Raw genomic sequence first — 21,145 nt, forward strand, 5'->3', positions numbered from 1 at the left:
ACTCCCCCGCGGCGCATTGGCCCGCGTGACAATGGCCTATGGGTCACGGGCACGGTCACCACCATCACAGCCACGATCACGGCGCCGGCGCGCCGACACGGCGCCTCGCGATGGCGCTGGGCCTCACCTGCGTGGTGCTGGTCGCCGAGGTCGTCGGCGCCTGGATCTCCGGCAGCCTGGCGCTGCTCTCCGATGCGGCGCACATGTTCACCGACGCCGCGGCGCTGGCCATCGCCCTGTCTGCCGCCCGGCTCTCGCAGCGTCCAGCCGACGCACGGCGCAGCTTCGGCTATCACCGCTTCGAGATCCTGGCGGCGGCACTCAATGCGGTGCTGCTGCTGCTCGCATCGGCCTACATCCTGTTCGAGGCCGCGAGCCGGGCGTTCGATCCACCCCGCGTGGAGTCGAACGCAATGCTGGCCGTGGCCGTGCTGGGCCTGCTCACCAATCTTGCCGGCATGTGGCTGCTGTACTCCGGCCGCGAGCAGAACCTGAACCTGCGCGGCGCGTACCTCGAAGTCTGGAGCGACATGCTGGGCTCGGTCGGCGTCATCGCCGCAGCGCTGGTGATCGGCGCGACCGGATGGCTCTGGGTAGACCCGCTCGTGGCGGCCCTGATCGGGCTGTGGGTGCTGCCGCGTGCGTGGCACCTGCTGCGCGCCAGTGCCCACGTGCTGCTGGAGGGCACACCCGAACACATCGATCTGCAGGCGCTGGAGCGGGACCTGCTCGCAACCGCGGGCGTGCGCGGCGTGCACGACCTGCATGTCTGGTCGCTGGGTAGCCGCTCGGTCAGCCTCAGCGTCCACCTGGTGATGCACGAAAGCGTGGATCGGCCGGAGGAACTGCTGGAGCGTGTGCGGGCGCAGCTGGCATCGCATTTCGGCATTCACCACAGCACCGTGCAGCTGGAGCGAAGGGCCTGCGACCAGGCCCATCTGCCGCACAGCTTCGAAGCCGGCGGGCACGCGCATTGAGCGCGCGCCATCCGGCCACCTAAGGCTCGCGAGGCGCCGGTCCGTCCTGGTGCGCGACGCCGCGCAGGGTGCCCTCCCCCGGGCCCGGCACGCTGGGCAATACATGCATGGAGCCGTCGGTTTCCATCACCACGGCGCCCACGTCCTCCAGCCGGCCGATGCCGCTGCCGCGGATGCTGGACAGCACCTCCTCGCGAGTTACCCGCTCGCGCGCGAGGGCACGCTCCAGGAACTCACCGCGCAGCACCAGCAGCCGAGGCTCGGAGCGCACCGCGTGGGCAAAGCGCGGCGACCAGACGGAGAGCTTCGCGATCAGCCACTGGCCACCAGCGAGCACGAAGAAAGCCGCCAGCGCCTCGGCGTACGCCACGTCCCTGGACAGCAGTGCGGTGGCGAGAGTCGAGCCCATCGCCACGGTCACGACGAAGTCGAAAGCGTTGAGCTTGGACAGCGTGCGTTTGCCCGACACCCGCAGCACGAGGATGAGGGTGACGTACGCAGCGAAGCCGACCGCCAGTACCTTGCCGATGTCGCCCCAGGAACTCCACCACATGTGCCCTCCACGTCGGTCCACGCACCCCGCTCCCGTGGGGCGCGACTGCACGCAGTGTAGGCAGGCCATCGAGCGGTCGGGGTCGCTCCATGGGGCTCCTGTCCACGTCCTACAGCCGACCGGGGATCGCTCCCACAGCACAGCCAGTGCCACGCCAGACACGGATCGGCCATCCTGCTCTGCCCATAATGCGCGCATGGAACTCTGGCACGTGCCGCTGCACATGCAGGCCGACGCGATGGCGTCGGCGCTCGAGGTGCTCGACGCCGGCGAACGCGCTCGTGCCGACCGGTTCCGCGCAAGCTCCGACCGCATGGCTTTCGTCGCCGCCCACGCCGCCATGCGGCACATCCTCGCTGAAGCGAGCGGGCACCCTCCCCGCACGCTGGCGTTCGTTCCGGGCCCTGCGGGGAAGCCGCGGCTCGCGAACGCGCACCTCGGCAACCTGCACTTCAGTCTCTCGCATTCCGCGGACCACGCGCTGGTGGTCGTCTGTCCGGGGCGCCTGGTCGGGGTCGATCTGGAGGCGCTGCCGGCGCGGCAACTGGTGGCCGACGACATGGAAGCCGTCTTCAGCGCGGCCGAACTGGCTGCCATCCGTGCCCTGCCGCCCGAAGCGCAGGCACTCGCCATCCTGCGCTGCTGGGTGCGCAAGGAAGCCCTGCTCAAGGCGGTGGGCTGCGGGCTCGAAGACGACGTACGCCGGGTGACCGTGAGCGTGTCGGCCGAGGCCCGGCTGCTGGCATCGGAGCATCCGCAGGTCGCCGCCGGCGACTGGGCGCTGCTGGCGCTCGAATCGCCAGGTCGCTGGGTCGGCGCCATCGCTGCGCAGGACGCGGCCACGCCCATCGCACCTCGCTGGCGGCAGTGGCGCTGGCCGGCGGGTGTGCAGGGGCTGGCCGCATGACGCGCCGACAGGTGCCGCTGCCGTGGCTGGCGCCGGGCGACGCATTTCCGGAACCGGACCGGGCCTGGGGGCACGAGACGCCGGCGCCAGGGCTGCTGGCCGCCGGAGGCGTGCTCGATGTCGAGACCCTCAGCCGCGCCTATGGCAGCGGCATCTTTCCCTGGTTCGGCGACGGCCAACCCATCCTGTGGTGGAGCACCGACCCGCGCATGGTGCTCTACCCGGGCGAATTCCGCCTGCACCGGTCGCTGCGCAAGACCCTGGTGCGTTTCGTGCACGACAGCGCGCGCTGCGTCGTGCGCTTCGACTCCGATTTCGGCGCCGTCGTGCGCGCCTGCGCCGGCAGCCCGCGAGAAGGACAGAGCGGCACCTGGATCGTTCCGGAGATGGTCCAGGCCTACGAGGGGCTGCACCGGGCGGGGCTCGCCCACAGCGTGGAAACCTGGATCGACGGCCAGTTGGCCGGTGGCTTGTACTGTGTCGGGATCGGTCGGGCCGTGTTCGGCGAATCGATGTTCACCCGCGTCCCCGATGCTTCGAAAATCGCCTTGGCCGCGCTGGTGGCGTTCTGTCGTGCACAGGGCGTCGAGCTGATCGACTGCCAGCAGAACACCAGGCACCTGGCCTCGCTGGGAGCGCGGGAAATAGAGCGGCGTGACTTCCTCGCATCCACCAGGCGCCACGCCGCCGCGCCGGCCATGCTCTGGCATTTCGAGCCCGTATACTGGAGCGAACTCCTGCTGCTTAAGGCTTAAAGCGTGACCCTTCTCAAGGATCTTCCGCTCCAGACACTGCAGTTCTACGCCACGGCGCCCTACCCGTGCAGCTACCTGCCAGGCAAGCAGGCCCGCTCCCAGGTCGCTACGCCCAGCCACCTGATCCACAACGACGCCTACTCCGAGCTGGTCACCAGCGGCTTTCGCCGCAGCGGCATGTTCACCTACCGGCCCTATTGCGACGGCTGCCGTGCCTGCGTGCCCTTGCGTGTGCTGGCCCACGCGTTCAAGGCCGACCGCAGCCAGCGGCGCGCCTGGCGGCAACACCAGGGGCTGCAGGCGCGGGTGCTCAAGCTGTGCTTCGTGCCCGAGCACTACCAGCTCTACCTGCGCTATCAGAGCGGACGCCACGCGGGCGGTGGCATGGACCACGACAGCATCGACCAGTACACGCAGTTCCTCTTGCAAAGCCGGGTGAACTCGCGGCTGGTCGAGTTTCGCGACACCCTGCCCGACGGCACCGCGGGAGCTCTTCGCATGGTGTCCATACTCGACGTGCTGGGCGACGGATTGTCCGCCGTGTACACCTTCTACGAGCCAGACGCGCACGCGAGCTACGGCACCTACAACGTGCTGTGGCAGATCGAGCAGGCGCGCCAGCTCGGCCTGCCGCACGTCTACCTCGGCTACTGGATTGCCGAGAGCGCCAAGATGAACTACAAGGCGCGCTTCCGCCCGTTCGAGGTCCTGCACGACGGCGCCTGGTCTGCGGCGTCAATCGAGGCAAGCGAAGGCAGTTTCACAAGATAAAATGCGGGCAAGCTTCACGGTTTGCCTATGAGAAAGTCCGACAGCACCAAGGCGGCAACGCCCACCATCCAGGTCATCGAGCGCATGTTCGCGCTGATCGACGTGCTGGCATCCCGTGAGGAGCCGATGCCGCTCAAGGAGATTGCCGAGCGCACGGGCCTGCATCCCTCCACCACGCACCGCATCCTCAATGACCTCACCATCGGGCGCTTCGTCGAGCGGCCGGAGGCTGGGAGCTACCGGCTCGGCATGCGACTGCTGGAGCTCGGCAATCTCGTGAAGGGCCGGCTGAACGTGCGCGACGCGGCGCTCGCCCCCATGCGCGAGCTGCACCGCCAGATCCAGCAGCCGGTGAACCTCAGCATGCGCCAGGGCGACGAGATCGTCTATATAGAGCGGGCCTACAGCGAGCGCTCGGGGATGCAGGTGGTGCGCGCCATCGGCGCGCGTGCGCCGCTGCACCTGACCTCGACAGGCAAGCTGTTCCTTGCCGCCGATGACCCGCAGCGCGTGCGGGCCTACGCTGCCCGCACCGGACTTCCGGGCCACACGCGCAACAGCATCACCCAGCTGCCCGTGCTGGAGCGAGAGCTGGCGCGCGCGCGGCAGCAGGGGATCGCCCGTGACAACGAAGAGCTCGAACTTGGTGTGCGGTGCATGGCCGCCGGCATTTACGACGACCAGGAGCGGCTGGTGGCCGGCCTCTCCATCTCAGCGCCGGCCGACCGCCTGGACGAAGGCTGGGTGGCCAAGCTGCAGGCTACTGCCAAGGAAATCTCAAGCGCCCTCGGGCACAGCCAATCGAGCGCGCGGGCGGCCTGATGCGGGCCTGATCCGGCCGCCTGGAGCGAACGGCTTGACGCCGGTTGACGCCGGTTGACGCCGGTTGACGCCGCTCGATGCGAGGTGATGAGCCTAACGCAGCCTGGCTGCGGTGCGCCGCGGTTCAGAAGCCCGCTGCGACCCACCGACTGCTCTCAGCCGCCTTGGCGTCCGAGCTGAATGCCGGTGCTGGCCGCCGGGCTGTGCACCTCGACCCAACGCCGCACGCGCTCGGCGTCCGCAATGCGGCTGAGCTTTCCGGCCGAATCGAGGAACACCATGATGAGCTTGCGACCGGCCACCTGGGCCTGCATGACCAGGCATTGCCCTGCCTCGGAGATGTAGCCCGTCTTCTGCAGGCCGATGTCCCAATCAGGGTTCTTGACCAGGCGGTTGGTGTTCTTGTATTGCAGGGTCTGCTTGCCCACGGCCACCTGGTAGCCGGTGGAGGTGGAGTACTCGCGCAGCAGGGGATCGGACGCGGCTGCCGTGACGAGCAGGGCGAGATCGCTGGCGCTGGACTGGTTGCGACTGGACAGGCCGGTCGGCTCCACGAAAGTGGACGTTGCCATGCCGAGCTGGCGGGCCTTGGCGTTCATCAGGTCCACGAACAACGGCAGGCCGCCCGGAAAGGTCCGGCCGAGAGCGTGTGCCGCGCGGTTTTCGCTGGACATGAGCGCCAGGTGCAGCGCCTCCGCACGGGTGAGCTGGGCCCCGACGCGCAGCCGGGAGCCGCTCCATTTTTCGGTATCGACGTCGTCCTGGGTGATCGTGATCACCTCGTCCATCGGCAGCTTGGCCTCACTGATGACGATGCCGGTCATCAGCTTGGTGAGCGATGCGATGGGAAGCACGGCCGTCTGGTTTTTCGACAGCAGCACTTCACGTGTGTCCTGGTCGATCACCAGTGCCACGCTGGAGGCGAGATCGAGCTGGTCTTCGGTGCTGTGGAGTCCGGCGAGCTGGCCGTAGGAGAGGCGGGGCGCCACCGCAGCGCTGGGTGCCACGGCGCGCTGCCGGACGACGCTGCGGCTCACCCGCTTGGGCTTGGCCTTCACGGTGGCCTGCTTCTTCTTGGCCACCGGCCGCTGGGAGGTTGCGGCGCTCGCTTCGACGGGAACGAAGCCCGCCAGGATCAGTGCCGTTGCAACAACATGTACGAAACGCTTGAGTTGTTTGGTCATTGCATTCGAATTCGGCAGTGGGTCGAACCGGGCCTTCTCATGCGTGAGTGCACGAAAAGGTACTAATAAAACCGGCAAAAACTCACAAAATCAACGACTTAGGCGGTTTTCCTAAGGCGTTTCCGAATTATAGAGAGTGCAACTAACCTTGTGCAGCTACCCGATCAGCTTTACTTTGTAACTTGTTTAAAGCACTTAGATACGCCTTGGCCGACGCGACCACGATGTCCGGGTCTGCGCCGACGCCGTTGACCACCCGGCCGGCGTTCTGCAGACGCACAGTGACCTCCCCCTGGCTCTCGGTCGAACCGCTGATCGCATTGACCGAGTAGAGGACCATCTCCGCGCCGCTGCGCGCGTGGCTTTCGATGGCCTTGAGCGACGCATCGACGGGCCCGTTTCCGTCCGATTCGCCACGCACCTCGTGGCCATCGACCGTGAACACGATCTGCGCATGCGGGCGCTCGCCGGTCTCGCTGTGCTGGGAGAGCGACACGAACCCGTACTTCTCCTTGTGTGCCGCGGCGCCCTCTTCGCTCACGAGGGCCAGGATGTCCTCGTCAAAGACCTCGCTCTTGCGGTCGGCCAGTTCCTTGAAACGGGCGAAGGCGGCGTTGACCTCCGACTCGCTGTCCAGGGCGACACCCAGGTCCTGCAGCCGCTGCTTGAAGGCGTTGCGCCCGGACAGCTTGCCCAGCACGATCTTGTTGGCCGTCCAGCCGACATCCTCCGCACGCATGATCTCGTAGGTGTCGCGGGCCTTGAGCACGCCGTCCTGGTGGATGCCGCTCGCATGGGCGAATGCGTTCGCGCCCACTACGGCCTTGTTCGGCTGGACCACGAAGCCGGTGGTCTGGCTCACCATGCGGCTGGCGGCGACGATGTGCTGCGTATCCACGCCCACGTCGAGCCCGAAGTAGTCGCGCCGCGTCTTCACCGCCATCACGATTTCCTCGAGCGAGCAGTTGCCGGCGCGTTCGCCGAGGCCGTTGATGGTGCATTCGACCTGCCGCGCGCCGCCGACCTTCACGCCCGCAAGCGAATTGGCCACCGCCATGCCGAGGTCGTTGTGGCAATGCACCGACCACACCGCCTTGTCGGAGTTGGGTATGCGCTCGCGCAGCGTCTTGATGAAGTTTCCGTACAACTCAGGTACGGCGTATCCCACCGTGTCGGGCACGTTGATGGTCGTGGCACCCTCCTCGATCACCGCCTCCAGCACGCGGCAGAGGAAATCGACCTCGCTGCGGTAGCCGTCCTCTGGCGAAAACTCGATGTCGGCGCACAGGTTGCGCGCAAAGCGCACCGACAGGCGCGCCTGCTCCAGCACCTGTTCGGGCGTCATGCGCAGCTTCTTTTCCATGTGCAGCGGCGACGTGGCGATGAAGGTGTGGATGCGCGAGCGCTCGGCGCCGGCGAGCGCTTCGGCCGCCCGTGCGATGTCGCGGTCGTTGGCGCGGGAGAGCGAGCAGATCGTGCTGTCCTTGATGGCGCGCGCGATGGCCTGCACGGCCTCGAAGTCGCCGTTGCTGCTGGCGGCGAAGCCGGCCTCGATGACATCGACCTTCAGCCGTTCGAGCTGGCGCGCGATGCGCAGCTTCTCGTCCTTGGTCATCGAGGCGCCGGGCGACTGCTCGCCGTCGCGCAGCGTGGTGTCGAAGATGATCAGTTTGTCGGACATACGCCCTCCTGGAGCTGCTGGCGGGACTGCGCGCGCTCGAAGCCGCAGATGATGGCCTTGAGCGAGGCCGCCACGATGTTGGCGTCGCGGCCCACGCCGAACAAGGTCCGCTCGCCGACCCGCAGCTCGAGGTAGGCCACCGCCTGCGCATTGGCGCCCTCGCCCACGGCGTGCTCATGGTAGTCGAGCACGCGCAGGGACTGTCCGGTGGCCGCATTGAGCCCCGCGACGAACGCATCGATCGGCCCATTGCCGCTGCCCCGCACCTCGACGCTTCGGCCGGCGACCAGCGCCTGCGCCATCAGGTGCACCTGCTTGCCGCTTGCCTGCTCCACCTGGTGGCGCGGCGACTCGATACGCTGCAGCCCGTACTCACGCTCGAACAGCGCGAAGATCTGCTGCGCGCTCAGTTCCTTGCCGGTGGCGTCCATCACGTTCTGCACGATGTGGCTGAACTCGATCTGCAGCCGCCGGGGCAGCTCCAGCCCGTACTCGCTTTCGAGCAGGTACGAGATGCCGCCCTTGCCCGACTGGCTGTTCACCCGGATGACCGCTTCGTAGCTGCGCCCGAGGTCCTTGGGATCGATCGGCAGGTAAGGCATGTCCCAGACTTCGCCGTCCCTGCGCGCGCCGAAGGCCTTCTTGATCGCATCCTGGTGCGAGCCCGAAAAGGAGGTGTAGACCAGGTCGCCTGCGTAGGGGTGGCGCGGGTGCACGGGCAGCTGGTTGCAGTATTCGACCGTGCGGCGGATGTCGTCGATGTCGCTGAAGTCGAGCCCCGGATGCACGCCCTGCGTGTAGAGGTTCAGCGCCACATTGACGAGGTCGAGGTTGCCGGTGCGCTCGCCATTGCCGAAGAGGCATCCTTCGAGCCGGTCGGCGCCGGCCATCACCGCGAACTCGCCGGCTGCGGTGCCCGTGCCGCGATCATTGTGCGGATGCACCGACAGCACGATCGCGTCGCGCCGCGCCAGGTGGCGGTGCATCCATTCGATCATGTCCGCGAAGATGTTGGGCGTGGAGTGTTCCACCGTGGAGGGCAGGTTCACGATGCACTTGCGCTGCGGCGTCGGCTGCCACACCTGGGTCACCGCATCGACCACGCGCTTGGCGAAAGCGAGCTCGGTACCGGAGAACATCTCGGGCGAATACTGGAAAACCCATTCGGTCTCGGGCTGCGCCGCTGCATGCACGGTGAAAAGGCGCGCATGCTGCGCAGCCAGCTCGACGATGCCGTCTTCGTCGAGGTTCAGCACCACCTTGCGCATGACCGGCGCCGTGGCGTTGTACAGGTGAACAATCACGCGCCGTGCGCCGCGCAAGGCCTCGAAGGTGCGGGCGATGAGGTGCTCGCGGGCCTGGGTGAGCACCTGGATCGTGACGTCATCGGGGATCAGCCGCTCCTCGATGAGCTTTCGCACGAAATCGAACTCGACCTGCGACGCCGAGGGGAAGCCCACCTCGATTTCCTTGAAGCCGATCGCCACCAGCGCCTCGAACATGCGCAGCTTGCGCTCGATGTCCATGGGCTCGATCAGTGCCTGATTGCCGTCGCGCAGATCGACGCTGCACCACACGGGCGGTCGGGTGATCACGGCGTCGGGCCAGGTGCGATCGCTGAGGCGCACCGGCGCGAAGGCGCGGTACTTGCTGGCGGGGTTCTTCAACATGTCGATCTCTCGCTCGATTCAGGTGAACCAGCAGCCCCAAAGACAAACGGCCCGCTGCTGGTGCAAACGGGCCGTGAGGGGTGTATGCGCGTGCGCTACGGTCTCCGCCCGTTGGGCAGTAGAAGTAGGGCCAGGGCAATACGGTTCATGAACGGCGAATGTAGCACAGTGTTTTTTACCTGTGCAGGCCGCGCTCGTCCGGCTCGTCGGTGGACGTGCTGATCACGCTGGTCTGCATGCCCTTGGCCTTGCGCCAGCCATACACCACGTACCCCGAGAGTCCGTAGGCGACGAACAGCGCAAAGAGCACGATGGGCGGGTGAATGTTGATGACCGCGATGGCGAGCGCCATGAGCACGACTACCGCGAACGGCACCGAGCGCTTCATGGAAATGTCCTTGAAGCTGTAGAACGGCACGTTGGTGACCATGGTGAGGCCTGCGTACAGCGCCACGGCGAACATCACCCACGCGGCTTCGAGGCGGTTGTAGCCGTAGTCGTCGAGCAACCAGACGAAGCCGGTGACCAACGCCGCGGCTGCCGGAGAGGGCAAGCCCTGGAACCAGCGCTTATCGACGACGCCGGTATTGACGTTGAAACGCGCGAGGCGCAGTGCCGCGCAGGCGCAATAGACGAACGCCGCGATCCAGCCCCATCGGCCCAGCGCCTGCAGGGACCACACATAGGCAATGAGCGCAGGCGCAGCGCCGAAAGACACCATGTCGGAGAGCGAGTCCATCTGCTCGCCGAAGGCGCTCTGGGTATTGGTCATGCGGGCGACGCGCCCGTCGAGGCTGTCCAGCACCATGGCGCCGAAGACACCGGCGGCTGCGAGGTCGAAACGCCCGTTCATGGCCATGACCACGGCATAGAAGCCACCGAAAAGCGCTGCCAGCGTGAACAGGTTGGGAAGGATGTAGATACCCTTGCGGCGCTTGCGCACGACGACCCCTTCGGGCGTGCTGGGCGGCGGCAGGTTGGAGTCGTGCATGGCGGCAGTGTAACCACGCGTGCAGGGGCCATTCGCCTGCCGCGTCACTTCAGCGCGGCGGCACCACACGAAAAAAAAAGCGGCCCCGCAGGGCCGCTCTTGTGGAAGGCGCCGGTCGCGTGCGCGAGCCGGCCCCGCGCTCAGTTGCGCGTCTGATCGACCAGCTTGTTCTTGGCGATCCACGGCATCATGGCGCGCAGCTGGGCGCCCACTTTCTCGATGCTGTGCTCGGCGGTGTTGCGGCGCCGCGCGGTCATGCTGGGATAGTTGGTGCGGCCTTCCAGGATGAACATCTTGGCGTAGTCACCGTTCTGGATGCGCTTGAGCGCGTTGCGCATGGCCTCGCGCGACTGCTCGTTGATCACCTCGGGACCGGTCACGTACTCACCGAACTCGGCGTTGTTGGAGATCGAGTAGTTCATGTTGGCGATGCCGCCTTCGTAGATCAGATCGACGATGAGCTTGAGCTCGTGCAGGCACTCGAAATAGGCCATCTCGGGCGCGTAGCCGGCTTCGACCAGGGTCTCGTAGCCCATCTTGATCAGTTCGACGGCGCCGCCACACAGCACGGCCTGCTCGCCGAACAGGTCGGTCTCGGTTTCTTCCTTGAAGTTGGTCTCGATGATGCCGGCCTTGCCGCCGCCGTTGGCCATGGCGTACGACAGCGCCAGGTCACGTGCCTTGCCGCTCTTGTCCTGATGGACGGCCACCAGGTGGGGCACGCCGCCGCCCTGGGCGTAGGTGGAACGCACGGTGTGGCCGGGCGCCTTCGGAGCGACCATCCAGACGTCGAGGTCGGCGCGCGGCACCACCTGGTTGTAGTGCACGTTGAAGCCGTGGGCGAAGGCGAGCGAGGCGCCCTCGCGGATGTTCGGCTCGACGTTGTTGCGATAGACCTCTGCGATCTGCTCGTCGGGCAGCAGGATCATGACCACGTCGGCCGACTTCACGGCCTCATTCACTTCCATGACTTTCAGGCCGGCCTTGCCGACCTTGTCCCACGAGGCGCCGCCCTTGCGCAGCCCGACCACGACCTTCACGCCGCTGTCGTTGAGGTTCTGTGCGTGGGCGTGGCCCTGGGAGCCGTAGCCGATGATGGCGACGGTCTTGCCCTTGATCAGGCTCAGGTCGCAGTCCTTGTCGTAGAAGACTTTCATTTTTCTCTCTCCGGTTGAAGTGTTGCCGCCGTTCGTCATGAGCCTGTCGAAGGGCTCGAGAAGTCCTGTGGTGCAGGGCTTCGACAGGCTCAGCCCGAACGGGCGAATGGCTGGGCCTTGGTGAGGGACAGACGGTTCAGACCCGCAGGACGCGCTCGCCGCGCCCGATGCCGCTCGCGCCGGTGCGCACCGTCTCGAGGATGGCGGTGCGGTCGATCGCCTCGAGGAAGGCATCGTTCTTCGCCTGGTCTCCGGTGAGCTCGACGGTGTAGCTTTTGTCGGTCACGTCGATGATGCGCCCGCGGAAGATGTCGGCCATGCGCTTCATCTCCTCGCGTTCCTTGCCGACCGCGCGGACCTTCACCATCATGAGCTCACGCTCGGTATAGGAGCCTTCGGTGAGGTCCACCACCTTCACGACCTCGATCAGCCGGTTCAGGTGCTTGGTGATCTGCTCGATGACATCGTCCGACCCGGTGGTCTGGATGGTCATGCGCGAGAGCGACGCGTCCTCGGTGGGTGCGACGGTGAGCGACTCGATGTTGTAGCCGCGGGCCGAGAACAGCCCCACGACGCGGGAAAGCGCGCCCGGCTCGTTCTCGAGCAGCACGGCGATGATGTGTTTCATGTCTGCATGACTCCTCTTTTCGCCGCCCTCCCCCGCGCACGGTAATGCGCGGGCTCGGCGGGCAATAGATTCGTTCGAAGTTGGTGGGGATGCGGGAAGACGATGTTCAGAGGTCTTCGGAGCCGAGCAGCATCTCGGTGATGCCCTTGCCGGCCTGCACCATCGGGAACACGTTCTCCGTGGGGTCGGTGCGGAAATCCATGAACACGGTGCGGTCCTTGAGCTTGCGCGCTTCGCGCAGCGCGGGCTCGACGTCGCGCGGGTGCTCGATCAGCATGCCGACGTGGCCATAGGCCTCGGCGAGCTTCACGAAGTCGGGCAGCGCGTCCATGTAGCTGTGGCTGTAACGGCCCTCGTAGTCGAGCTCCTGCCACTGGCGCACCATGCCCAGATAGCGGTTGTTCAGCGAAAGCACCTTGATGGGAGTCTTGTACTGCAGGCAGGTGGAGAGCTCCTGGATGCACATCTGCACCGAGCCTTCGCCGGTGACGCAGTACACCTCGGAGTCGGGCCGCGCCATCTTGATGCCCATGGCATAGGGAATGCCCACACCCATGGTGCCCAGGCCACCCGAATTGATCCAGCGGCGCGGCTCGTCGAAGCGGTAGAACTGGGCCGCCCACATCTGGTGCTGGCCGACATCGGAGGTGACGTACGTATCGACGCCGCGCGTCATGTTCCACAGCGTCTCGATCACGTACTGCGGCTTGATGACCTGCTGGTTGTTGCGGTCATAGCGCAGGCAGTCGCGCTTGCGCCAGCCTTCGATGGTGTCCCACCAGCTGCCCAGCGCCTGCGCGTCGGGCTTGAGGCCGGACTCCTTGATCATGGCGATCAGCTCGCCGAGCACTTCCTTCACGTCGCCGACGATCGGGATATCGACCTTCACGCGCTTGGAAATGCTGGAAGGGTCGATGTCGATGTGGATGATCTTGCGCTCGTTCTGCGCGAAGTGCTTCGGGTTGCCGATTACGCGGTCATCGAAGCGGGCACCCACCGCCAGCAGCACGTCGCAGTTCTGCATGGCGTTGTTCGCCTCGAGCGTGCCGTGCATGCCCAGCATTCCCAGGAACTTGGGGTCGCTGGCCGGGAAGGCGCCCAGCCCCATCAGGGTGTTGGTGCAGGGGGTGCCCAGCATGCCCACCAGTTCGCGCAGCTCGGCGCTGGCGTTGGCGAGGATGACGCCGCCTCCGGTGTAGACATAGGGGCGCTTGGCCCCCAGCAGCAGTTGCAGCGCCTTGCGGATCTGGCCTCCATGGCCTTTGCGCACCGGGTTGTAGGAACGCATCTCCACCTTGTCCGGATAGCCGGTCCAGGGCACCCGGTTGAACGACACGTCCTTGGGAATGTCCACCACGACCGGACCGGGCCGGCCGCTGCGCGCGATGTGGAAGGCCTTGCGCATCGTCTCGGCGATGTGCCGCGCGTCCTTGACCAGGAAGTTGTGCTTGACGATGGGCCGGGTGATCCCGACGGTGTCGCACTCCTGGAAGGCATCGAGGCCGATCGCAGCCGTAGGCACCTGCCCGGTGATGATCACCATCGGAATGCTGTCCATGTAGGCCGTCGCAATACCGGTGACTGCGTTCGTGACGCCCGGACCCGAGGTGACCAGCGCCACGCCGACGTCGCCGGTAGCGCGGGCGTAGCCGTCGGCGGCGTGCACTGCTGCCTGCTCGTGACGCACCAGCACGTGCTGGATGGTGTCCTGCTTGTAGAACGCGTCGTAGATGTGGAGGACGGCCCCGCCCGGATAGCCCCAGACGTAGCGGACGTTCTCTGCCTGCAGGCACTTGATGAGGATTTCGGCACCGCGCAGGTCCTGCGTGGGGGCGCCAGCGGCGGCTGCCGAAGCGATCTCGGCCTTGGAAACTTCCATGATCAACCTTTCGATTTTTCTCTGACGAAAAACGTGGGGTGCCCCTTCGCCCACTCTCGTGAAGCAGCGTCGGGACTTAGAGCACCTGACCATGGGCGGCGGATCGCGCGCCGGATCAGGACTCGTTTGCCTTTTGACTTGCAGCGGCGATTATCGCACCGCAGCACACCCCTATCCCCGCGGCCCGTGGGGCCGGTGCCATAATCCGGCGCCGCTGGGGCCGCGCTACGCGCCTGGGGCACCCGAGAAGACATCCGACGCCGCGCCCTTGGCCACCGAACAAGAACTCTCCGATTTCCTCAAGAGCGTCGAGAAGCGGGCGTTCAAGCGCTCCGTCTACCATGTGCGCAACGAGGACGCCGCCCTGGACATCGTGCAGGACAGCATGATGAAGCTGGCCGAGCACTACGGGGACAAGCCGCCGTCGGAGCTCCCGATGCTGTTCCAGCGCATCCTGTCCAACACCACGCTGGACTGGTTTCGCCGCCAGAAGACCCGTGGCGCCATCTTTTCGAACCTGAGCGATTTCGAGGCGTCGGGCGACGACGGCGGGAGCGGCGGAGAATTCGACCTGCTGGAAAGCTATCTCGCCGCCGACGTGTCTCAGCGTGTGGAGAGCGCGGAGGACACGACGCGCCGGGCCCAGATCCTGCGAGAGATCGAAGCGCAGCTGCAGGAACTGCCCGCCCGTCAACGAGAGGCTTTTTTGCTGCGTTACTGGGAGGACTTGGACGTCGCCGAAACGGCTGCGGCCATGGGCTGCACGCAAGGCAGCGTCAAGACGCACTGCTTTCGGGCAGTCCAGGCCCTCAGCAAGGCCTTGAAGGCCAGGGGGATACAAGCATGAACACGACGAACGCACCCGTTTCACGGCCCGGACGGGCGCCCACGCCGTCCGACGCTTTCGGAGAACGCGTGGCCGCGCGGCTCGCGGCCGGCGCAGAGGAACTGCCGCACGACATCACCGAGCGGCTCCGGGCAGCACGGGAGCAGGCAATGGCTCGCCGCAAGCCGGCCGCGGTGCAGCCACTGCGCGCGCGAGCCGCAGCTTCCGCCGCAGCCCCCCTCGGCAGCGCCGACGGAAGCTTGGGCCTCTGGGGCCGCATCGCCGCGGCACTGCCGGCCGTGGTCCTGGCAGCCGGGCTGGTCGCCCTGCACCTCGCGCACAACGACGAGCGGGCGCGGCAGGTCGCCGAAGTCGATGCCGCGCTCCTCACCGACGAACTTCCACCGGCGGCCTACACCGACCCCGGGTTCCTTGCCTTTGTGCGTCGCGCGCAGTGAACGCAGCTTCGCCACCACCTGCATCATCGACGCGTCGGACCGGCTTCGACCGTCCGCCGTTTGCGCGCGCCCTGGTGGCCGCCGTCTTTTTCGCGGTAGGCGGCGCAATCGCCGGTGGCGGGCCCTCCGCCCCCGCCAGCGCTGCCGTCGCCCAGAAGGCGGCACCCGCTCCGACGCAGACCCGCGCGCCGCGTCCTGCCACCCGGCCCTCCTGGAGGGAGCTCCTGCCGGCACAGCAGGCGGCGCTCCGTCCGCTTGCGGCGCGCTGGCCCAGCCTCTCCGAGGCGCAGAAACGCAAGTGGATCGCCATCGCCGACAACTTCGACGCGCTCACGCCCGAAGAACAGGCCAAGCTGCACAGCCGCATGGCGGAGTGGGTTGCGCTCAGCCCGCAGCAGCGCGCCCAGGCGCGCCTGAACTTCGGCGAGGCGGGGCAGCTCACGGCCGCCGAAAAGAAGGCGCGCTGGGAGGCCTACCAGGCGCTGCCGGACGACGAGAAGCGGCGCCTCGCGATCGATTCCCGGCCGCGCACGCCCACCACCGCGGCGCCCGTACGGCCCGTGAGCCCCGACAAGCTCGCCACCGTGCCGCGCAGTTCGCACGACGAAGCGAAGCCCCCGCGCATAGCCGCGCCCGAGCCGAGCACCCCGCCCCCCGCCGCACCCGACCAGTGACGCGGCAGCCCTGCATCTTCGAAGGATTGCTCTCGTGAATACCCCATCCAGGCCCGACGTGGCCGGATCCAGTTCCCTGCCCGACCTGCGGGCGCCCGGCATCTGGCGCCGCATGGCCTGCTGGATGTACGAGGGCGTGCTGCTCTTCGCGGTCGTCTTCATGGCGGGCTGGCTATTCAGCACGCTCGGGCAGATGCGTGACGCCATGGACCCGCGCCGCCCGCTGCTGCAGGTGTTCGTGTTCGTGGTGTTCGCGGTGTACTTCTCGTGGCTCTGGTCGCGCGGCCAGACGCTGGCGATGAAGACCTGGAACATCCGCATCGTGGACCGGTTCGGGCGACCGATCACCCAGGCCCGCGCCCTGCTGCGCTACGTTCTGAGCTGGGTATGGTTCCTGCCGCCGCTGGCGGTCCTCGGGCCGCTGCACCTGGGCGGCGGCGAAGTTGCCGTGCTGGTGGCGGGCTGGGTCGCGGTCTGGGCCCTGCTCAGTCGCTTCCATCCGCAGGGCCAGTTCTGGCACGATGCGCTGGCCGGCACCCGGCTCGTGCCCTCGAACGACTGATTCACTTCCTTTCTCCCGGACCGCGCCCGCGATCCGCAGCCGCTCTTTCTTCTTCCATGACCCCTTCGTTTTCCATTTGTGTCTACTGCGGCTCGCGCCCCGGCGCGACGCCGTCCTTCCTGCAGTCAGCCGAGGCTGTCGGCCGCTGGATCGGCGCCCACGGCGGACAGCTCGTCTACGGCGGCGGCAACACCGGCCTGATGGGCACCGTCGCCGAAGCCACGCTGCGAGCCGGCGGGCGCGTCGTCGGCATCATTCCGCAGAGCCTGGTGGACCGGGAGATGGCCAAGCGCGAATGCACCGAGCTGCACGTGGTGCACAGCATGCACGAGCGCAAGCACATGATGGCCGAGCGGGCCGACGCGTTCCTGGCCTTGCCGGGCGGCATCGGCACCTTCGAGGAGCTGTTCGAGGTCTGGACCTGGCGCCAGCTCGGCTACCACGACAAGCCGGTCGGACTGCTGGACGTCGAGGGCTACTACCAGCCCCTGCTCAGGTTCCTGGACGACAGCGTCGCCACCGGTTTCGTCAGCGAGCAGGTCATGTCGATGCTGCGCGTGGGGCACGAGGTGCCAGCGCTGCTGCAGGAGCTGGTGAGCGCCAGCCGCGCAGCACCTCAGGGAGAGGACCTGTCGCGGATCTGAGGCAGCCCTGCGACGGCTGCGCGGGCGCCCAGCGAATTCAGCCCGGGCCGCTCGCCCTTCGCTTCAGACGGCCGACTCGTCGGTCTCGCCGGTGCGAATGCGCACGATGCGCTCCACCGATGTGACGAAGATCTTGCCGTCACCGATCTTGCCGGTGCGCGCGGCCTTCACGATCGCATCGACGCAGTTATCGACATCGTCGTCGCGCACGACGACTTCGATCTTCACCTTGGGCAGGAAATCGACGACGTACTCGGCGCCGCGATACAGCTCCGTGTGTCCCTTCTGCCGCCCGAAGCCCTTGACCTCGGTCACCGTGAGTCCGGTGACGCCGCACTCGGCCAAGGCCTCCCGGACCTCCTCCAGCTTGAACGGCTTGACGATGGCGGTGATCTGCTTCATGGGGGAAAGGCTCCGTGTTCTCGTGTGCGTCAGGGGCGAAACCGCCCGGTAATAGGATAGCGCCAATCCTTGCCGAAGCTGCGGTGCGTCACGCGGATGCCTACCGGCGCCTGGCGGCGCTTGTACTCGTTGATGCGGATCAGCCGGGCCACTCGCTCGACCACAGCCCGCTCGTACCCGGCGGCGGCGATCGCGTCCAGGTCCTGGTCTTCCTCCATGTAGCGCTCGAGGATCGCATCGAGCACCTCGTACGGCGGCAGGCTGTCCTGGTCCGTCTGGTCGGGCCGCAGCTCGGCGCTCGGCGGCCGGGTGATGATGCGCTCGGGGATGGGGTTGGCGCCCCGACCGTACGGGTCGTGCCGGTTGCGCCATCGCGCCAGCTGGAACACGCGCGTCTTGAGCAGGTCCTTGATGACCGCGAAGCCGCCGGCCATGTCGCCGTAGAGCGTGCAGTAGCCGGTGGCCATCTCGCTCTTGTTGCCGGTGGTCAGCACGATGCTGCCGAACTTGTTGGACATCGCCATCAACAGCACGCCGCGGATGCGAGCCTGCAGGTTTTCCTCGGTCGTGTCCTCCGTGAGGCCCGCGAACTCGCCGGCCAGCGCCTCGCGGAACGCCTCGAACATGGGCGCGATGGCGATCTCGTCATAGCGCACGCCCAGCCGCTGCGCCATCTCGCGGGCATCGATGCACGAGATGTCCGCGGTGTACGGCGACGGCATCATCACCGCGCGCACGGCCTGCGGCCCCAGCGCATCGACCGCGACCGCCAGCACCAGCGCGGAATCGATGCCTCCGGACAGCCCCAGCAGCACGCCCGGAAACCCGTTCTTGCCGACGTAGTCACGCACGCCGAGCACGAGCGCGTGCCACAGCTCGGCCTCGTCCGCGGGCGCTTCGGCCACGGCGCCGGACACATGCACGCTGCCGCGCGAATCGGTTTCGGCCTGCACCATGAACAGGTCTTCGGCGAAGGCCGGCGCCCGCGCCGCCAGAGCGCCGTCGGCGCCCACGGCGAAGGAGCCGCCGTCGAACACGACCTCGTCCTGGCCACCGACCAGGTGCGCGTACAAAAGCGGCAGACCCGCCTTGCGTGCGCGCGCCCCCATGCGGGCCAGGCGCTCGCCGCCCTTACCGGCATGGAAGGGCGAGGCGTTGGTCACCACCAGCACCTGCGCCCCGGCCGCACACGCGTGCTCGACCGGCTCGTCGAACCACGCGTCTTCGCACACGAGCAGTGCGAGGCGCACCCCTTCGATCTCGAACACCACCGCCTCGCTTCCGGGCGTGAAGTAGCGGCGCTCGTCGAAAACCTGGTAGTTGGGAAGCTCGCGCTTGGCGTAGCGGGCGACGACGCGCCCCTCCCGAAGCACGCTGGCGGCGTTGTGGCGCTGCTGCACCTGCACCGATCGGCTGCGCATGTCGCCTCCGCTCGGATGGCCCACCACCACGTGCAGGCCCTTCAACCCCGCAAGCTCACGGGCCACTGCGGCGACGGCATCATCGCAGGCCGCGATGAACGCGGGCCGCAGGAAAAGGTCTTCGGCCGCATAACCGCAAATCGAAAGTTCGGGAGTGACCACCAGCCGCGCGCCGAGGGCGTAGGCTTGGCGGGCCGCATCGATGATCCTGCGGGCGTTGCCGGGCATGTCGCCCACCACGTAGTTCAGCTGGGCGGTACAGATTGTGAGGGGCATACCAGCAGTGAGAAACGACTCGAACGATTATGTCATTCGCGTGTTGCACGACCCGGCGTGCATCGACCGCGCAGCCTGGAACGACCTGCTTGCGGCGCAGGACCAGCCCACGCCCTTCATGCGCCACGAGTACCTGTGTGCCTTGCACGAGAGCGGCAGCGCCACACCGGATTCCGGGTGGAGCCCGGCCTTCGTCACCGTGTGGCGCGGCGACGCCCTGCAGGCGGCCTGCGCGCTCTACTACAAGGCCCACTCCTTCGGCGAGTACGTCTTCGACTGGGCCTGGGCCAACGCCTACGAACAGCACGGGCTCGCGTACTACCCCAAGGGCCTGGTGGCCGCGCCCTTCACGCCGGTACCGGGCGCGCGCCTGCTCGCGAAGGACGATGAGACGCGCGCCCTGCTGCTGCGTGGACTGCTCGCACACTGCCGTGCCCAGGGGCTGTCCTCGCTGCACCTCCTGTTCCTCTCCGACGCCGACCTGCGCGCCTGCGACGCCGCAGGCCTGATGGCGCGGCACACGGTGCAATTTCACTGGCTCAACGCATCGGCGGGCGGCGCCCCCTATGCCGATTTCGACGACTTCCTCGGCGGACTGGCCCAGGACAAGCGCAAGAAGATCCGGCAGGAGCGCCGCAAGGTCGCCCAAGCGGGCGTCACGTTTCGCGTCCTGCGCGGGCGCGAGATCGGCGCATTCGAGTGGGACTTCTTCTATCGCTGCTACGCGCGCACCTACCGCGAGCACGGCAACCCGCCCTATCTCACCGCCGCGTTCTTTCGCCGCATGGCGCGCGACATGCCCGAGCACTGGCTGCTGTTCCTCGCCGAACGCGAAGGCAGGCCCATCGCCTGCAGTCTCGTGGCGATCGGAGACGACGGCGTCGCCTACGGGCGCTACTGGGGCGCGCTCGAACGCGTCGATTGCCTGCACTTCGAAGCCTGCTACTACCAGCCGCTCGCCTGGTGCATCGCGAACGGTTTCAGCCGCTTCGAAGGCGGCGCGCAGGGGGAACACAAGATGGCACGCGCGCTGATGCCGGTGAAGACGCACAGCGCGCACTGGCTCGCGCACCCGGCCTTCGCAGACGCCGTCGAACGCTTCCTGGAGCGTGAGGGCCAGGGCATCGAAAACTACCTGGAGCACCTCGAGGAACGCAGCCCGTTCCGGCGGGGCGAGGAAAGGGGCGGATAGGCGGCTCTCGTGGAGGGCTCGCCAGCGCCATCACTGGACGGTTCATCCAGCCGGACGAAGGCAGCCGACCGTGGTCCGCGCCGAGCTTACTTTCGCAGGAGCTCTGCTGGCGGAGCCAGTCCCTTACGCCGGCTGCCGCTTGTAGTTCTCGATCCCGTCCAGCACTTCCTTCTTGGCCGACTCCGGACCTTCCCAGCCCAGCACCTTGACCCACTTGCCGGGCTCCAGGTCCTTGTAGTGCTCGAAGAAGTGCGCGATGGTCTTCAGGCGCAGCGGGTTCATGTCCTCCGGCTTCTGCCAGTGCGTGTAGATCGGCAGGATCTTGTCGATCGGCACGGCGAGCACCTTGGCGTCGTCGCCCGCCTCGTCCTGCATCTTGAGGATGCCGATCGGGCGGCAGGGAACCACCACGCCCGGGATCAGCGGCACCGGGGTGATCACCAGCACGTCCACGGGGTCGCCGTCGCCGCTGATGGTCTGGGGCACGTAGCCGTAGTTGGTGGGGTAGTGCATGGCCGTGCTCATGAAGCGGTCCACGAAGATCGCACCCGTCTCCTTGTCTACTTCGTACTTCACGGGATCGGCGTTCATCGGGATCTCGATGATCACGTTGAACGCGTCGGGAACATGCTTGCCGGGGGTGACTTGATCGAGCGACATGGTGCGATTGCTTAGCGGGTGAGCCTAGGAAAAACCCTGATTCTAGGTTCAGGAG

The 21,145-nt window shown here is 67.0% G+C and carries 22 protein-coding genes; 11 read left to right on the plus strand and 11 right to left on the minus strand.

Annotated features, from left to right (window positions below; all coding sequences use genetic code 11):
- The first annotated feature begins 38 nt into the window (after window positions 1–38).
- Entirely contained in the window at window positions 39–977 is a 939-nt protein-coding gene (locus WG922_RS17135) for a cation diffusion facilitator family transporter (protein WP_445322849.1), read from the plus strand.
- Window positions 978–996: 19 nt separating this feature from the next.
- On the opposite strand, the gene WG922_RS17140 is transcribed toward WG922_RS17135, so the two are convergent.
- Window positions 997–1,551, minus strand: a complete 555-nt coding sequence (locus WG922_RS17140; RefSeq protein ID WP_340283992.1) for a DUF421 domain-containing protein — start codon at window positions 1,549–1,551, stop codon at window positions 997–999.
- Window positions 1,552–1,726: 175 nt separating this feature from the next.
- On the opposite strand from WG922_RS17140, the gene WG922_RS17145 reads away from it, so the two are divergent.
- From WG922_RS17145 to WG922_RS17160, 4 genes are read left to right on the plus strand one after another with little or no spacing between them, the layout of a single operon-like run.
- Window positions 1,727–2,437, plus strand: a complete 711-nt coding sequence (locus tag WG922_RS17145; protein ID WP_340283993.1) for a 4'-phosphopantetheinyl transferase family protein — start codon at window positions 1,727–1,729, stop codon at window positions 2,435–2,437.
- Window positions 2,434–3,192 carry a leucyl/phenylalanyl-tRNA--protein transferase gene (gene aat, locus WG922_RS17150; RefSeq protein ID WP_340283994.1) on the plus strand — a complete coding sequence of 253 codons (759 nt, stop codon included), beginning with the start codon at window positions 2,434–2,436 and terminating at the stop codon, window positions 3,190–3,192. Before WG922_RS17145 ends, aat begins: the two co-directional genes overlap by 4 nt.
- A 3-nt stretch (window positions 3,193–3,195) precedes the next feature.
- A complete protein-coding gene (locus tag WG922_RS17155; RefSeq protein WP_340283995.1) occupies window positions 3,196–3,963 on the plus strand; it encodes an arginyltransferase in 768 nt (255 codons plus the stop codon).
- 27 nt (window positions 3,964–3,990) lie between these two features.
- Window positions 3,991–4,785 (plus strand): IclR family transcriptional regulator, encoded by a 795-nt coding sequence (locus WG922_RS17160; protein WP_340283996.1) that lies wholly within the window; start codon window positions 3,991–3,993, stop codon window positions 4,783–4,785.
- A gap of 155 nt (window positions 4,786–4,940) precedes the next feature.
- On the opposite strand, the gene WG922_RS17165 is transcribed toward WG922_RS17160, so the two are convergent.
- From WG922_RS17165 to WG922_RS17195, 7 genes are all read right to left on the minus strand, one after another.
- Window positions 4,941–5,969, minus strand: a complete 1,029-nt coding sequence (locus tag WG922_RS17165) for a serine hydrolase (RefSeq protein WP_340283997.1) — start codon at window positions 5,967–5,969, stop codon at window positions 4,941–4,943.
- A 142-nt stretch (window positions 5,970–6,111) separates the two neighbouring features.
- Entirely contained in the window at window positions 6,112–7,650 is a 1,539-nt protein-coding gene (locus tag WG922_RS17170; protein WP_340283998.1) for a 2-isopropylmalate synthase, read from the minus strand.
- Window positions 7,635–9,320: a 2-isopropylmalate synthase gene (leuA, locus tag WG922_RS17175; protein WP_340283999.1), complete on the minus strand. Its 1,686-nt coding sequence runs from the start codon at window positions 9,318–9,320 to the stop codon at window positions 7,635–7,637. Before leuA ends, WG922_RS17170 begins: the two co-directional genes overlap by 16 nt.
- Window positions 9,321–9,495: 175 nt before the next feature.
- Window positions 9,496–10,311 carry a CDP-diacylglycerol--serine O-phosphatidyltransferase gene (gene pssA, locus WG922_RS17180; protein ID WP_340284000.1) on the minus strand — a complete coding sequence of 272 codons (816 nt, stop codon included), beginning with the start codon at window positions 10,309–10,311 and terminating at the stop codon, window positions 9,496–9,498.
- Window positions 10,312–10,451: 140 nt separating this feature from the next.
- Window positions 10,452–11,468 carry a ketol-acid reductoisomerase gene (gene ilvC / locus WG922_RS17185; protein ID WP_340284001.1) on the minus strand — a complete coding sequence of 339 codons (1,017 nt, stop codon included), beginning with the start codon at window positions 11,466–11,468 and terminating at the stop codon, window positions 10,452–10,454.
- 136 nt (window positions 11,469–11,604) lie between these two features.
- On the minus strand, window positions 11,605–12,096 hold the full coding sequence (gene ilvN / locus WG922_RS17190) for an acetolactate synthase small subunit (RefSeq protein WP_340284002.1): 492 nt from the start codon (window positions 12,094–12,096) through the stop codon (window positions 11,605–11,607).
- A gap of 106 nt (window positions 12,097–12,202) precedes the next feature.
- The gene (locus tag WG922_RS17195; protein WP_340284003.1) at window positions 12,203–13,975 is read right to left on the minus strand and encodes an acetolactate synthase 3 catalytic subunit; all 1,773 of its coding nucleotides are present in this window, start codon (window positions 13,973–13,975) and stop codon (window positions 12,203–12,205) included.
- Window positions 13,976–14,243: 268 nt separating this feature from the next.
- On the opposite strand from WG922_RS17195, the gene WG922_RS17200 reads away from it, so the two are divergent.
- The 5 genes from WG922_RS17200 (at window position 14,244) to WG922_RS17220 (ending at window position 17,139) form a co-directional block, all read left to right on the plus strand.
- Window positions 14,244–14,822 carry an RNA polymerase sigma factor gene (locus WG922_RS17200; RefSeq protein ID WP_340284004.1) on the plus strand — a complete coding sequence of 193 codons (579 nt, stop codon included), beginning with the start codon at window positions 14,244–14,246 and terminating at the stop codon, window positions 14,820–14,822.
- Window positions 14,819–15,259: a DUF3619 family protein gene (locus WG922_RS17205; protein WP_340284005.1), complete on the plus strand. Its 441-nt coding sequence runs from the start codon at window positions 14,819–14,821 to the stop codon at window positions 15,257–15,259. Before WG922_RS17200 ends, WG922_RS17205 begins: the two co-directional genes overlap by 4 nt.
- A gap of 74 nt (window positions 15,260–15,333) precedes the next feature.
- Entirely contained in the window at window positions 15,334–15,933 is a 600-nt protein-coding gene (locus WG922_RS17210; RefSeq protein ID WP_340284006.1) for a DUF3106 domain-containing protein, read from the plus strand.
- Window positions 15,934–15,967: 34 nt separating this feature from the next.
- The gene (locus WG922_RS17215) at window positions 15,968–16,495 is read left to right on the plus strand and encodes an RDD family protein (RefSeq protein ID WP_340284008.1); all 528 of its coding nucleotides are present in this window, start codon (window positions 15,968–15,970) and stop codon (window positions 16,493–16,495) included.
- A 56-nt stretch (window positions 16,496–16,551) separates the two neighbouring features.
- On the plus strand, window positions 16,552–17,139 hold the full coding sequence (locus WG922_RS17220; protein WP_340284009.1) for an LOG family protein: 588 nt from the start codon (window positions 16,552–16,554) through the stop codon (window positions 17,137–17,139).
- A gap of 63 nt (window positions 17,140–17,202) precedes the next feature.
- Here the strand turns inward: WG922_RS17220 and WG922_RS17225 are convergent, their stop codons facing one another.
- Both WG922_RS17225 and WG922_RS17230 read right to left on the minus strand, forming a co-directional pair.
- Window positions 17,203–17,541 (minus strand): P-II family nitrogen regulator, encoded by a 339-nt coding sequence (locus WG922_RS17225; RefSeq protein WP_340284010.1) that lies wholly within the window; start codon window positions 17,539–17,541, stop codon window positions 17,203–17,205.
- Between the two features lie 29 nt (window positions 17,542–17,570).
- The gene (locus WG922_RS17230; RefSeq protein WP_340284011.1) at window positions 17,571–19,238 is read right to left on the minus strand and encodes an NAD+ synthase; all 1,668 of its coding nucleotides are present in this window, start codon (window positions 19,236–19,238) and stop codon (window positions 17,571–17,573) included.
- Between the two features lie 40 nt (window positions 19,239–19,278).
- Between WG922_RS17230 and WG922_RS17235 the strand changes: the two genes are divergently transcribed.
- Window positions 19,279–20,430, plus strand: coding sequence for a GNAT family N-acetyltransferase (locus WG922_RS17235; protein ID WP_340284012.1), 1,152 nt, complete (start codon window positions 19,279–19,281; stop codon window positions 20,428–20,430).
- Window positions 20,431–20,553: 123 nt separating this feature from the next.
- Here WG922_RS17235 and ppa read toward each other — a convergent pair whose 3' ends face one another.
- Window positions 20,554–21,090: an inorganic diphosphatase gene (ppa, locus tag WG922_RS17240; protein ID WP_340284014.1), complete on the minus strand. Its 537-nt coding sequence runs from the start codon at window positions 21,088–21,090 to the stop codon at window positions 20,554–20,556.
- Window positions 21,091–21,145 lie beyond the last annotated feature (55 nt).

The sequence above is a fragment of the Ramlibacter sp. AN1015 genome, from assembly GCF_037726105.1.
Lineage (GTDB): Bacteria > Pseudomonadota > Gammaproteobacteria > Burkholderiales > Burkholderiaceae_C > Ramlibacter.

What these genes read in the sequence shown, in the direction of transcription:
- ilvN (WP_340284002.1), bottom strand. Translation starts at nt 12,096, where the DNA reads ATGAAACACATCATCGCCGTGCTGCTCGAGAACGAGCCGGGCGCGCTT.
- WG922_RS17145 (WP_340283993.1), top strand. Translation starts at nt 1,727, where the DNA reads ATGGAACTCTGGCACGTGCCGCTGCACATGCAGGCCGACGCGATGGCG.
- WG922_RS17230 (WP_340284011.1), bottom strand. Translation starts at nt 19,238, where the DNA reads ATGCCCCTCACAATCTGTACCGCCCAGCTGAACTACGTGGTGGGCGAC.
- aat (WP_340283994.1), top strand. Translation starts at nt 2,434, where the DNA reads ATGACGCGCCGACAGGTGCCGCTGCCGTGGCTGGCGCCGGGCGACGCA.
- WG922_RS17225 (WP_340284010.1), bottom strand. Translation starts at nt 17,541, where the DNA reads ATGAAGCAGATCACCGCCATCGTCAAGCCGTTCAAGCTGGAGGAGGTC.
- leuA (WP_340283999.1), bottom strand. Translation starts at nt 9,320, where the DNA reads ATGTTGAAGAACCCCGCCAGCAAGTACCGCGCCTTCGCGCCGGTGCGC.
- pssA (WP_340284000.1), bottom strand. Translation starts at nt 10,311, where the DNA reads ATGCACGACTCCAACCTGCCGCCGCCCAGCACGCCCGAAGGGGTCGTC.
- WG922_RS17160 (WP_340283996.1), top strand. Translation starts at nt 3,991, where the DNA reads ATGAGAAAGTCCGACAGCACCAAGGCGGCAACGCCCACCATCCAGGTC.
- WG922_RS17165 (WP_340283997.1), bottom strand. Translation starts at nt 5,969, where the DNA reads ATGACCAAACAACTCAAGCGTTTCGTACATGTTGTTGCAACGGCACTG.
- WG922_RS17195 (WP_340284003.1), bottom strand. Translation starts at nt 13,975, where the DNA reads ATGGAAGTTTCCAAGGCCGAGATCGCTTCGGCAGCCGCCGCTGGCGCC.
- WG922_RS17135 (WP_445322849.1), top strand. Translation starts at nt 39, where the DNA reads ATGGGTCACGGGCACGGTCACCACCATCACAGCCACGATCACGGCGCC.
- WG922_RS17220 (WP_340284009.1), top strand. Translation starts at nt 16,552, where the DNA reads ATGACCCCTTCGTTTTCCATTTGTGTCTACTGCGGCTCGCGCCCCGGC.
- ppa (WP_340284014.1), bottom strand. Translation starts at nt 21,090, where the DNA reads ATGTCGCTCGATCAAGTCACCCCCGGCAAGCATGTTCCCGACGCGTTC.
- WG922_RS17170 (WP_340283998.1), bottom strand. Translation starts at nt 7,650, where the DNA reads ATGTCCGACAAACTGATCATCTTCGACACCACGCTGCGCGACGGCGAG.
- WG922_RS17205 (WP_340284005.1), top strand. Translation starts at nt 14,819, where the DNA reads ATGAACACGACGAACGCACCCGTTTCACGGCCCGGACGGGCGCCCACG.
- ilvC (WP_340284001.1), bottom strand. Translation starts at nt 11,468, where the DNA reads ATGAAAGTCTTCTACGACAAGGACTGCGACCTGAGCCTGATCAAGGGC.